The sequence below is a fragment of the Bradyrhizobium nitroreducens genome, from assembly GCF_002776695.1.
Classification (GTDB): domain Bacteria; phylum Pseudomonadota; class Alphaproteobacteria; order Rhizobiales; family Xanthobacteraceae; genus Bradyrhizobium; species Bradyrhizobium nitroreducens.
The window spans coordinates 6,626,470-6,639,133 of sequence record NZ_LFJC01000003.1; the positions used below are offsets into that span (position 1 = coordinate 6,626,470).

9 protein-coding genes are annotated in these 12,664 nt (G+C 67.5%); all 9 read left to right on the forward strand.

What is annotated here, in order from left to right:
- Nucleotides 1–181 precede the first annotated feature (181 nt).
- The 9 genes from dnaE (at nt 182) to TSA1_RS31535 (ending at nt 12,662) form a co-directional block, all read left to right on the forward strand.
- On the forward strand, nt 182–3,685 hold the full coding sequence (gene dnaE, locus TSA1_RS31495; RefSeq protein ID WP_100179725.1) for a DNA polymerase III subunit alpha: 3,504 nt from the start codon (nt 182–184) through the stop codon (nt 3,683–3,685).
- A 117-nt stretch (nt 3,686–3,802) separates the two neighbouring features.
- On the forward strand, nt 3,803–4,546 hold the full coding sequence (locus TSA1_RS31500) for a carbonic anhydrase (RefSeq protein ID WP_100179726.1): 744 nt from the start codon (nt 3,803–3,805) through the stop codon (nt 4,544–4,546).
- A 323-nt stretch (nt 4,547–4,869) separates the two neighbouring features.
- A complete protein-coding gene (locus tag TSA1_RS31505) occupies nt 4,870–7,362 on the forward strand; it encodes a caspase family protein (RefSeq protein ID WP_174719154.1) in 2,493 nt (830 codons plus the stop codon).
- Nucleotides 7,363–7,592: 230 nt separating this feature from the next.
- Nucleotides 7,593–8,588: a 30S ribosomal protein S2 gene (locus TSA1_RS31510; protein ID WP_097662473.1), complete on the forward strand. Its 996-nt coding sequence runs from the start codon at nt 7,593–7,595 to the stop codon at nt 8,586–8,588.
- Nucleotides 8,589–8,721: 133 nt separating this feature from the next.
- Nucleotides 8,722–9,645, forward strand: coding sequence for a translation elongation factor Ts (gene tsf, locus TSA1_RS31515; RefSeq protein WP_100179728.1), 924 nt, complete (start codon nt 8,722–8,724; stop codon nt 9,643–9,645).
- 60 nt (nt 9,646–9,705) lie between these two features.
- Complete coding sequence (gene pyrH, locus TSA1_RS31520; protein WP_097662471.1) at nt 9,706–10,422, forward strand: UMP kinase; 717 nt, start codon at nt 9,706–9,708, stop codon at nt 10,420–10,422.
- A gap of 67 nt (nt 10,423–10,489) precedes the next feature.
- Entirely contained in the window at nt 10,490–11,053 is a 564-nt protein-coding gene (gene frr / locus TSA1_RS31525) for a ribosome recycling factor (protein WP_100179729.1), read from the forward strand.
- Nucleotides 11,054–11,064: 11 nt separating this feature from the next.
- Nucleotides 11,065–11,823 (forward strand): isoprenyl transferase, encoded by a 759-nt coding sequence (locus TSA1_RS31530; RefSeq protein WP_100179730.1) that lies wholly within the window; start codon nt 11,065–11,067, stop codon nt 11,821–11,823.
- Nucleotides 11,820–12,662 (forward strand): phosphatidate cytidylyltransferase, encoded by an 843-nt coding sequence (locus TSA1_RS31535; RefSeq protein WP_100179731.1) that lies wholly within the window; start codon nt 11,820–11,822, stop codon nt 12,660–12,662. The genes TSA1_RS31530 and TSA1_RS31535 overlap by 4 nt, the downstream gene beginning before the upstream one ends.
- Nucleotides 12,663–12,664: the final 2 nt, after the last annotated feature.

Sequence of the window (12,664 nt, forward strand, 5' to 3'; positions counted from 1 at the left end):
CAGGCCCGGCCTGGGGAAAAGCGGGACGACGCGGCGGATCGGCCGGTCTGGCGTGGACTCTCAGGCTGCGACACCCCACCATTGCGAGGCGAGTCGGCAAACGAGGGCAGATGGCGAGTGCATGATGCCTCGAGGAGCCGGCGACCGCTCCATCCCATCTGCAAGAGGCCGTCACGCGACCATGCCGAGCGCCGGATTTGTTCACCTTCACGTTCACTCGGCCTATTCGCTGCTCAAGGGCTCGATCAAGATCGGCAAGCTCGCCGAGCTTGCCAAGAAGGATCACCAGCCGGCCCTGGCGCTGACCGACACCGACAATCTGTTCGGTGCGCTGGAATTCTCGGACAAGATGGCGGGCTCCGGCATCCAGCCGATCGTCGGCTGCGAGCTCGCGATCGATTTCGGCGACCAGGATCCGAACGCGCGCAACGCGATGGGGCCCTCGCGCGTGGTGCTGCTGGCGGCGCAGGAGCGCGGCTATCGCAGCCTGATGCGGCTGAACTCGCGCGCGTTCCTGGAATCGCCTGATAGCCACGCGCCGTTCATCAAGTTCGACTGGTTCGACGGCGAGACCGAAGGCCTGATCGCGCTGACGGGCGGGCCGGACGGGCCGATCTCGCTGGCGCTGGCCAGCGGTCATGCCGAGCTCGCCGCGCTGCGTTGCGAGCGCCTAGCCGGCCTGTTCGGCGACCGCCTCTACGTCGAATTGCAGCGCCACAACACCGAGAAGGAGCGGCGCGTCGAAAGCGGCCTGATCGACATCGCCTATGCCAAGGGCTTGCCGCTGGTCGCGACCAACGAGCCGTATTTCGCCGCGACCGACGACTACGAGGCGCATGACGCGCTGCTCTGCATCGCCGGCGGGCGGCTGATCGCGGAGACCGAGCGCGAACAGCTCACGCCCGATCATCGCTTCAAGACCCGCGCCGAGATGGCGGTGCTGTTCGCCGACATTCCGGAGGCGTTGGCCTCCACGGTGGAGATCGCCGAGCGCTGCTCGTTCCGGCCGATGACGCGCAAGCCGATCCTGCCGTTCTTCACCGTTGGCGCCGCGCAGAGTTCGGACGCCGCGGCGGTCGAGTCGGCGGAATTGAAGCGCCAGGCGGAGGCGGGGCTTGCCAACCGCCTCAGCGTCCACGGCCTGTCGCAGGGCACCACGGAGGAAGACTACAACAAGCGCCTGGCGTTCGAGCTCGACGTCATCATGCGCATGAAATACGCGGGCTACTTCCTGATCGTGTCCGACTTCATCAAATGGGCGAAGAGCCAGGGCATTCCGGTCGGGCCGGGCCGCGGCTCCGGCGCAGGCTCGCTGGTCGCCTGGGCGCTGACCATCACCGACCTCGATCCGATCAAGTTCGGCCTGCTGTTCGAGCGCTTCCTCAATCCGGAACGCGTCTCGATGCCGGACTTCGACATCGACTTCTGCCAGGACCGCCGCGGCGAGGTGATCAGGTACGTCCAGGAGCGCTACGGCCGCGACCAGGTCGCGCAGATCATCACCTTCGGTACGCTGCAGGCGCGCGGCGTGCTGCGCGACGTCGGCCGCGTGCTGCAGATGCCCTACGGCCAGGTCGACAAGCTGACCAAGCTGGTGCCGCAGAATCCGGCCGCGCCGGTCACGCTCGCCGCCGCGATCGAGAGCGAGCCGAAGCTGCAGGCATTCCGCGACGAAGATCCGATCGTGGCGCGCGCCTTCGACATCGCCCAGCGTCTCGAAGGCCTGACCCGCCACGCCTCGACCCATGCGGCCGGCATCGTGATCGGCGATCGTCCGCTGAGCGAGCTCGTGCCGCTCTACCGCGATCCGAAGTCGGACATGCCGGTGACCCAGTTCAACATGAAATGGGTCGAGCCGGCCGGCCTCGTGAAGTTCGACTTCCTCGGCCTGAAGACGCTGACCGTGCTCGACGTCGCCTGCAAGCTGCTCAAGCCGCGCAACATCCACGTCGATCTCGCCACGCTGCCGATCGACGATGCCGAGAGCTACCAGATGCTGGCGCGCGGCGAGGTGGTCGGCGTGTTCCAGGTTGAAAGCCAGGGCATGCGGCGCGCGCTGGTCGACATGCGCCCCGACCGTTTCGAGGACATCATCGCGCTGGTGGCGCTGTATCGCCCGGGCCCGATGGCGAACATCCCGACCTATTGCGCGCGCAAGCACGGCGACGAGGAGCCGGAATATCTGCATCCCGTGCTGGAGCCGATCCTGAAGGAGACCTTCGGCGTCATCATCTATCAGGAACAGGTGATGCAGATCGCCCAGGTGATGTCGGGCTATTCGCTCGGCGACGCCGACCTTCTGCGTCGCGCCATGGGCAAGAAGATCCGCGCCGAGATGGACAAGCAGCGCGACATCTTCGTCGCGGGCGCGGTGAAGAACGGCGTGCCGAAGGGACAGGCCGAGACCATCTTCGAGCTGCTGGCGAAGTTCGCCGACTACGGCTTCAACAAGAGCCACGCGGCGGCCTATGCGCTGGTGTCCTACCACACCGCCTACATGAAGGCGCATTATCCGGTGGAGTTCATCGCGGCGTCCATGACGCTCGATCTGAACAACACCGACAAGCTCTCCGAATTCCGCTCCGAGGCGCAGCGCCTCGGCATCAAGGTCGAGCCGCCGAACATCAACCGTTCCGGCGCGACCTTCGAGGTCGGCGACAAGGTCATCTACTATGCGCTCGCGGCGCTCAAGGGCGTCGGCATCCAGGCGATCGAGCAGATCATCGAGGAGCGCACCAAGCGCGGGCTGTTCACCTCGCTCGCCGACTTCGCCGCGCGCGTCAATCCGCGCGCGATCAACAAGCGCATCATCGAAAGTCTCGCCGCCGCGGGCGCCTTCGACACGCTGGAGCCGAACCGCGCCCGCGTCTTCGCCGGCGCGGATTCGATCCTCGCCGCCTGCCAGCGCGCGCATCAGGCCGAGACCATCGGCCAGAACGACATGTTCGGCATGTCGGCGGACGCGCCGACCATCATGCTGCCGCAGATCGAGCCGTGGCTGCCCGCCGAAAAGCTCCGCCGCGAATACGACGCCGTCGGCTTCTTCCTGTCGGGCCATCCGCTCGACGACTATGCCACCGTGCTGAAGCGGCTGCGGGTGCAGAGCTGGGCGGAGTTCTCGCGTGCGGTGAAGACCGGCGCCACCGCCGGCAAGGTCGCGGCCACCGTGGTCTCGCGCATGGAGCGGCGCACCAAGACCGGCAACAAGATGGGCATCATGGGGCTCTCCGATCCCACGGGCCATTTCGAGGCGGTGCTGTTCTCCGAAGGCCTCGCGCAATATCGCGACGTGCTGGAGCCGGGCGCTGCCGTGCTGCTGCAATTGGGGGCCGAGCTGCAGGGCGAGGACGTCCGCGCCCGCGTGCTGCATGCCGAGCCGCTCGACGATGCCGCCGCCAAGACGCAGAAGGGGCTGCGCATCTTCGTGCGCGACACCAAGCCGCTGGACTCGATCGCCAAGCGTCTGGCCGGTCCCGACGTGGCCGTCGCGAACGGCGCCGCGCCAAGGGTCGGCAGTCCCGGTATCGCGCCGCGCGGGAGCGGCGACGGCGAGGTCTCGCTGGTGATGATGCTCGACCTCGAGACCGAGGTCGAGATGAAGCTGCCCGGCCGCTTCAAGGTCTCGCCGCAGATCGCCGGCGCGATCAAGGCGGTCGCGGGCGTGGTGGACGTGCAGCAGCTCTGACGCCGGTGCAGCGCGGCTGCAAACCAAAGCTTAACTAATCAGCTCACGCATGGTTTCGAAGTCTGCCCGGCACAGCTATCAGTAGTCGTCCGGCGCGAAAACCAAGGAAGAACAACCATGTGTGACAAATGCTCTGAAAATCCGCATCAATCGCTTGCACCCTCCCGCCGCTCGATGATGCTTCTTGCCGCCTCCGCGCTCGGGGCGGCGGCGTTCGGCGGGGCCGCTTCGGCGAAGGACGCCAAGGCGCCGCCGAAACCCCAGAACGTGCTGTCGCCCGATGCGGCGCTCAAGCGGCTGATGGAGGGCAATTCACGCTACGTGTCGGGCGTGTCGCGCCGTCACGACTTCACGCACGAGCGCGAGGCATTGGTCGGCGGCCAGAATCCGTACGCGGCTGTTTTAAGCTGCGCCGATTCCCGCATCGCACCCGAATATGCCTTCGACAGCGGACGCGGCGATCTGTTCGTGTGCCGCGTCGCCGGAAATTTTGCCGGCGAAGAGACCGTTGCGAGCATGGAGTACACCGTCGCGGTGCTCGGCACGCCCCTGATCCTGGTGCTCGGCCACGACAATTGCGGCGCGGTCGATGCCACGATCAAGTCGCTGAAGGACGACAAGCCGCTGCCGGGACACATCCCTTCGCTGGTCGCCGCGATTGCGCCTTCGGTGAAGACGGCGGCCGGGCAGGGCGGCAACGCGCTCGACAACGCCATTCGCCAGAACGTCATCGACAACGTCGCCAAGCTGAAATCGGCCGCGCCGATCCTCAACGCGGCGGTCGAGCAGGGCAAGCTCAAGGTGGTCGGCGGCATCTATCGGCTGAGCACCGGGACCGTCGAGTTGCTTGCGCAGGGCTGAGCCCGGCTTCGGGAACACCAGAGCCAGGCGGTCGGCCTCGGCAAGAGGCCGGCCGCCATCCATCCGGTCTGTGCGATCCGCGCAATCGCGCTGGGCAGGGACTCGAAGGAGCCTTGCGCGGTTTCCAGGCCGAGCTGACTTGGAGCTGACTTGGAGCTGACTTGGAGCTGACTTGGAGCTGACTTGGAGCTGACTTGGAGCTGACGCCGGCAGCGGCGTGGCCACGCCACCGCCTCAATCCGAGCCTTTCGTTCAATCGCCGTTCAGCTGGCTGCGCGCCTCATGCGTGGTGGCTCCTCAACTACATAGCGGGCAAGCAAGCCATGCGTGGGACGTTCAGACTCTTCATTTACCTTCTCCTGCCGATCGTGGCCCTTGCCGCCGGCGCGCCGGGCGGGGCGCGCGCCCAGCAGCAGGAGAAGCGCATCGCCCTCGTGGTCGGCAACGGCGCCTATGCCAAGTCGCCGCTGGCGACGACCGCGAACGATGCCGGTCTGATCGCGCAGACGCTCCAGGCGGCCGGTTTCGACGTCGTCGGGGCGCGCGATCTCGACGGCGACACGCTGCGCAAGAGTTTTCGCGACTTCATCCAGAAGGCCCAGGCCTCGGGGCCGGGCACCGTCGCGATGGTCTATCTTGCCGGTTACGGCGTGCAGCTGGCCGGCGAGAACTATTTCATCCCGGTCGATTCCAACATCACCCGCGACACCGACATTCCGACCGAGGCCCTGCGCATCGGCGATTATGCGCGCCAGCTCGCTTCCATCCCGCTCAAGGCCAACATCGTCGTGCTCGACGCGGCCCGCGCGCAGCCCTTCGTCGAGGGCGGCCAGCAGATCGCGGGCGGTCTGGCGCTGGTCGAGCCCGAGCCGAACATGCTGATCGCCTTCAACGCTGCGCCCGGTACCGTCGCGCCGGAGGAGCCGGGGCCGTACGGCATCTATGCGCAGTCGCTGGCGGAGATGATCCGCACCGGCGGCCTGCCGTTGCCTGAGGTGTTCGACCGCGTCCGCCTGCGCGTCAACGAGGCCAGCAAGGGCGCGCAGGTGCCCTGGAACGAGCAGAAGATCTCGGCGCCGTTCTCGTTCTTCGAGCGCGGACCCGACGCGCCGCCGCCGGAGACGACGCCCGACCAGGTCGCCGCGATCCGCAACAAGCCGATCCGCGATCTCGGCGTGCAGGATGCCTACGCCGCCGCGCTCGAGCGCGACACGCTGCCGGCCTATGAGGAGTTTCTCGCCGCCTATCCCGGCGATCCCCTGGCGAAGCGCGTGATGGCGATCGTGGCGGCGCGCCGCGAAGCCATCACCTGGCGGCGGACCTACCGGACCGACACGCCGGAGGCCTATTGGTCGTATCTGCGCCGCTATCCGCGCGGGCCGCATGCGGCAGATGCGCGCCGGCGGCTTGCCATCCTCACCGCGCCGGCCGAGCCGCCGCCGAGCTTCGCGATGATCGACTACGACGTGCCGCCACCGCCGCCGGAGGAGGTGGTCTATGTCGATCGTCCGTTGCTGTATTTCAGCGATCCCGATTTCGGCTTCGCACCGCCACCGCCGCCGCCGGTCTATTATTTGCCGCCGCCGCCGCCGGATTTCGTCGTTCTGACGCCGCCGATGCCCGTGGTTGGCCTGTTTGTGCTGCCGCAGCCGGTGTTCGTGCCGATTCCGGTGTTCGTCAGGCCACCGATCTATGTCGCGCCGCCGCCGAACAACATCATCTACCAGAACATCCACAATACGACGGTCATCAATACCGTGATCAACCGTCCGCCGGCCCCAGCACCGGCTGCGGGGGCAGGGGCCGGACCGGGCAATCTGGCGCCGGCGATTGCCGGGCGCGCCAATCCGGCAGGCCCGGCGATGCCGCAGGCCGCGATCCAGCGCGCCGCCCTGATTCAGCAGGGCAAAGCGCCGATGCCGCCGAGCGCGACAATCCAACCGACGGCGAAGCCCGGCACGCTCCCGGGGACGATCCAGCCGATGGCGAAGCCCGGTACCCCGCCGGCAACGCCGGCAGCTGTCGCGCCGACCGCAGCGCCGCCGATCGCACCAGCGCCACAGACCAAGCTGCCGCAGGCCAATACGCTGCCGGTTCCTGGTGCCCATGGTGGACCGCCAGCGCCACCGGCGGGGGCAGGGACCCTGCCGGGCGGCAAGCCCGCACCTGGAGCGGTCGCTCCGACGGCGACCGCTCCGCCGACCGCGCCGACCCACCCGGGGGCACCTGTCACCGCGACGCCCGGCGCCCCCCCGCCGGCACACCCCAATGCGCCGACGGCGGCTGCGCCGGCAACCGCTGCGCCCACTGCGACAAACCCTGCCGCCGCGCCCGGCCAGGCGCCGAAGCCGCCGGTTGCCCAAACACCACCCGGCGCAGCCCCCGGCGTCGCGGGACGTCCGGTCCCACCGCCGTCCTCGGCCGCGCGCGAGCCGGTCAGGCCGCAGAATCTGCCCTCGGTTGCGCCGGCGCAGGCGTCCCGTCCGTCCGCGCCGCCTGCGCGTCCCCAAGCCGTGGCGAGACCGACACCGCCGCCGCCTGCGGCCGTCGCGCGGCCGGCGCCACCGCCTCCGCCGCGCGTCGCATCGCCTCCGCCGGCACGGGTGGCTCCGCCCGTGGCGGTTGCGCGGCCGGCGCCTCCTCCGCCAGTGGCGCGTCCGGCGCCGCCGCCACCTGTCGCCCGACCGGCACCCCCGCCACCGCCGCCGCGGATGGCCGTTGCGCCCCCGCCGCGCCCGGCACCACCTCCGCCGCGGCCCCCGGCGCCGCCGCCGGCCGCGGCAAAGAAGTGCCCGCCCAACCAGCCCAAATGCTAGCCGGGGACCCGTCGGCGCGGGGTTTGCGGGGCTTTTGGGAGCAGGGGCCTTGAGCGGGCGAAAACCGCCCCGGAAAGGCCCTTATTTCCTTGCTTCTGGCCGAAATCGCGCTATACAGCGCGCCATCTCACACGGAAGCATGGCTCGCAAGGCCGTCCGGTGGCAACCGGGGCGACGACGCTCCGTTTTGCTCACACGCTTCCGGAGGAACCAACCGGAGAATTAGAACTATGGCACTGCCCGATTTCACTATGCGTCAGCTGCTTGAAGCTGGCGTGCACTTCGGCCACCAGTCTCACCGCTGGAATCCGAAAATGGCGCCGTTCATTTTCGGCGCGCGCAACAACATCCACATCGTCGATCTGGCGCAGACCGTGCCGATGCTGCACACGGCCCTCCAGGCCGTCAGCGACACCGTCGCCAAGGGCGGCCGCATCCTGTTCGTCGGCACCAAGCGCCAGGCGCAGGACGGCGTTGCCGACGCGGCCAAGCGCTGCGCGCAGTATTTCGTCAATTCGCGCTGGCTCGGCGGCACGCTGACCAACTGGAAGACGATCTCGGCCTCGATCAAGCGCCTGCGTCACCTCGATGACGTGCTGGCCGGCGGCGAAGCCAATTCCTACACGAAGAAGGAGCGGCTGACGCTTCAGCGCGAGCGCGACAAGCTCGACCGCTCGCTCGGCGGCATCAAGGACATGGGCGGTCTGCCCGACCTGATCTTCGTGATCGACACCAACAAGGAAGACATCGCGATCCAGGAGGCCCAGCGCCTCAACATCCCGGTCGCCGCGATCGTCGACACCAATTCCGACCCGAAGGGCATCACCTATGTGGTGCCGGGCAATGACGACGCCGGCCGTGCGATCGCGCTCTATTGCGACCTGATTGCGCGTGCCGCGATCGACGGCATCTCGCGCGCCCAGGGCGATTCGGGCATCGACATCGGTGCCTCGACCCGTCCGCTCGCCGAAGAGCTGCCGGCGGCGTCCTCGAGCGGCTTCCAGGGCCTTGCGGGTCCCCGCGGCACCGCCGACGATCTCAAGAAGCTCCCGGGCGTCTCGGGTGCGATCGAGAAGAAGTTCAACGACCTCGGCATCTTCCACTATTGGCAGCTCGCCGAGCTCGACCACGACACCGCGCACACGATCGGCGAAGAAGTCGGTCTGCCGAGCCGCGCGGATGCCTGGGTAGCCAAGGCCAAGGCGCTGACCGCGGAAGCGGAATAGTCAAAAAGAGCGATGGGTTGGCCGGATAGGATCCGGCCACCATTTCAGTTGACGCGAATTCCTGAGATGGACCGCGGCGGGGCAATTGGATGCCACGCCGCGGCAAACCGGCAGGCACAAAGGATTTTCAACGATGGCAACGATCACAGCTGCGATGGTCAAGGACCTGCGCGAGTCGACCGGCGCGGGCATGATGGACTGCAAGGCCGCGCTGACCGAAAACGACGGCAACATGGAAGCGGCGCAGGATTGGCTGCGCAAGAAGGGTCTGTCCAAGGCCGCCAAGAAGTCCGGCCGCGTTGCGGCGGAAGGCCTGATCGGCGCGCTCACCAAGGGTAACAAGGGTGTCGTGGTCGAGGTCAATTCCGAGACCGACTTCGTCGCGCGCAACGGCCAGTTCCAGGGTCTGGTCAAGATGATCGCCCAGGTGGCGTTCGACACCGGCTCCGATGTCGAGAAGATCAAGGCCGCCAAGGTCGGTGACGTCACGGTGGAAGCCGCGATCAACGACGCGATCGCCACCATCGGCGAGAACATGACGCTGCGCCGCGCCGCTTCGCTCGAAGTGAGCCAGGGCGTGGTGTCGAGCTACGTCCATGGTGCGGTCGTCGACGGTGCCGGCAAGATGGGCGTGATCGTGGCGCTGGAATCGCCCGGCAAGGCCGACGAGCTCGCTGGCCTGGGCCGCCAGATCGCGATGCACATTGCCGCCGCCAATCCGCTGGCGCTCGATCCGTCCGGTCTCGATCCGGCGGTCGTCAAGCGCGAGAAGGACGTGCTCGCGGACAAGTATCGCCAGCAGGGCAAGCCGGAGAACGTGATCGAGAAGATCGTCGAGTCCGGTCTGAAGACCTACTACAAGGAAGTCTGCCTGCTCGAGCAGGCCTTCATCCACGACACCGGCAAGTCGGTGGCGCAGGCGGTGAAGGAGGCCGAGGGCAGGGTCGGCGGCGCTGTGAAGATCGCCGGTTTTGTGCGCTATGCTCTCGGTGAGGGAATCGAGAAGCAGGAAAGCGACTTCGCCGCCGAAGTCGCCGCAGCCAGCGGCAAGAAGTAAGCGCCGGAACGATCCTTCCGGCGCGCCGCCGGAAGCGGCGCCCGGACAAGGAAAGTGCTCATGACTGATCCGGTCTACCGTCGCGTCGTGATCAAGCTGTCCGGCGAATATCTCGCGGGGCAGCAAGGCTTTGGCATCGATCAGACGACCGTCGACCGGGTTGCGGACGATGTGATCGCGGCCCGCAAGCTCGGCACCGAGGTTGCGGTCGTGATCGGCGGCGGCAATATCGTGCGCGGCGTCGAGGTCTCCGCCCGCGGCGTGTCGCGGCCGACCGGCGACACCATGGGCATGCTCGCCACCATGATGAACTGTCTCGCGCTGGAAGCGGCGATCGAGCGTAAGGGCACGCCGGCGCGAACGCTGTCGGCCTTCGTCATGCCGGAGATTTCCGAGCTGTTCACCCGCACTGCGGCGCACAAATATCTCGCCGAGGGCCGCATCGTGCTGCTCGGCGGCGGGACCGGCAATCCGTTCTTCACCACCGATACGACCGCGGTGCTGCGCGCCGCCGAGATCGGCGCCCAGGCGGTGCTGAAGGCGACCAATGTCGACGGCGTCTACTCGGCCGACCCGAAGAAGGACCCGTCCGCCACGCGGTTTGACCGGCTGACCCATTCGCAGGCGATCGAGGGTGGCTACAAGGTGATGGATGCGACCGCCTTCGCGCTTGCCCGCGAGACGTCGCTGCCTATCATCGTATTCTCGATCGCGGAGCCGGGGTCGATCGGCGCGATTCTGCGCGGCGTCGGCCACGGAACCATTGTCGCCGGCTGATGGCTCATCTGGAGCGCCCGAAGGGAAGGGCGCGGAGCGGTCGCCGGGATTTTGAAGGAGAAGCGTGATGCCCACGGGTAATTTCGACCTCAACGAAGTGAAGCGCCGCATGCAGGGCGCCGTCGCCTCGCTCAAGCACGAGCTCGGCGGCCTGCGGACGGGGCGCGCCTCCGCCTCGATGCTCGATCCGGTGCAGGTCGATGCCTATGGCAGCCACATGCCGCTCAACCAGCTCGCGACCGTCAGCGTGCCCGAACCGCGTCTGATCTCGGTGCAGGTCTGGGACAAGTCGATGGTCAAGGCGGTCGAGAAGGCGATCGTCGATTCCAATCTCGGCCTGTCGCCCGCGACCGAAGGCCAGGTGCTGCGCCTGCGCATTCCCGAGCTCAACGAGGAGCGGCGCAAGGAGCTGGTGAAGGTCGCGCATAAATACGCGGAAGCTGCCAAGGTCGCGGCGCGCCACGTCCGCCGCGACGGTCTCGACGTCCTCAAGAAGCTCGAGAAGAATCACGAGATGTCGGAGGACGACCAGAAGCGACACGCCGACGAGGTGCAGAAGGCGACCGACGGCACCATCGCCGAGATCGACCAGTTGCTGGCCGCCAAGGAAAAAGAAATTCTCACCGTTTAAGGCCACCTTCAATGTCCAACGCCGCCGCGCCTGCCACGGAAGGACCCGATCGGTCCGAGGCGCCTGCGCATGTCGCCATCATCATGGATGGCAACGGGCGTTGGGCGGCCGCGCGCGGTCTGCCGCGTGCGGAGGGGCATCGCCGCGGCGTCGAGGCGCTGCGCCGCGTGGTGCGGGCCTCGCACGAGCTTGGCATCCGCTATCTCACCATCTTCTCCTTCAGTTCCGAGAACTGGTCGCGCCCGGCGAGCGAGATCGGCGATCTCTTCGGCCTGCTCCGCCGCTTCATCCGCAACGATCTGGCCAGCCTGCACCGTGACGGCGTCAAGGTCCGCATCATCGGCGAGCGCGAGGGGCTGGAAAGCGATATCTGCGCGCTGCTCAACGAGGCCGAGGAGCTGACGCGCGACAACACGCGCCTCACGCTGGTGGTCGCCTTCAACTACGGCTCGCGGCAGGAGATCGCGAAGGCGGCGCAGAAGCTGGCGCACGAAGTTGCCGAAGGCACGCGCGATCCCGCGACGATCGATGCCGAGACGCTCGGCGCGCATCTCGATGCGCCCGACATTCCCGATCCCGATCTCATCATCCGCACCAGCGGCGAGCAGCGCCTGTCCAATTTCCTGATGTGGCAGGCCGCCTATAGCGAGCTCGTGTTCGTGCCGATCCACTGGCCGGATTTCGACAAGGCGGCGCTGGAGGGCGCAATCGCCGAATTCGCCAGGCGCGAGCGCCGTTTCGGCGGCCTGGTCGCGAAAACCGCCTCGTGAGCGAACACGATTCCGCACCGGCGGGCGCCAAGCCTGCCCCGAGCAATCTGGTGATGCGGGTCCTCGCAGCGCTGGTGCTGGCGCCGCTCGCCATTGCGATCGCTTACGCCGGTGGCTGGCTGTGGGTGCTGCTCGTCACCCTGGTGTCGATCGGGCTGTTTGCGGAATGGCTGACGGTGATCGGCGCAGGCTCCGCTGCGTTGACCGGGGCAGGGACGGTCGTCATCGCCATGATGGGCGCCGCCGTCGCCTTCGGCGGGCTCAAGACCTCCGTCGTCGTCGGCCTCGTCGGCGGCGCGATCGTGACGCTGATCGCGCGCGGCAAGTTCGTTTGGGCGGCGACTGGATTCGCCTATGCCGCGGCTGCGCTGCTGGCCTCGATCCTGGTCCGGAAGGATCTCGTCAACGGCTTCTCCGCGCTGATGTTCGTGCTGCTCGTGGTGTGGGCGACGGATATCGGCGGCTATTTCGCCGGCCGCAGCATCGGCGGGCCGAAGCTCTGGCCGCGCGTGAGCCCGAAGAAGACCTGGGCCGGAGCGCTCGGGGGCTTCGTGGCGAGCCTTGTGGTTGCCGCCGGTTTTGCGGCTTGCGGGATCGGGAAGGCGGTTCCGCTGCTGCTGATCAGCGCGGTCCTGTCGGTCGTCTCGCAGGCGGGCGATCTGTTCGAATCGGCAGTGAAGCGGCGCTTCGGCGTCAAGGATTCCAGTCACTTAATTCCCGGCCATGGCGGGCTTATGGACCGCCTGGACGGTTTTGTCGCCGCCATCCTGGCGGCATGGATTATCGGCTTTCTCCGCCATGGTGTGCATAGCGCCGGAAGCGGTCTTATGGTTTGGTGAGG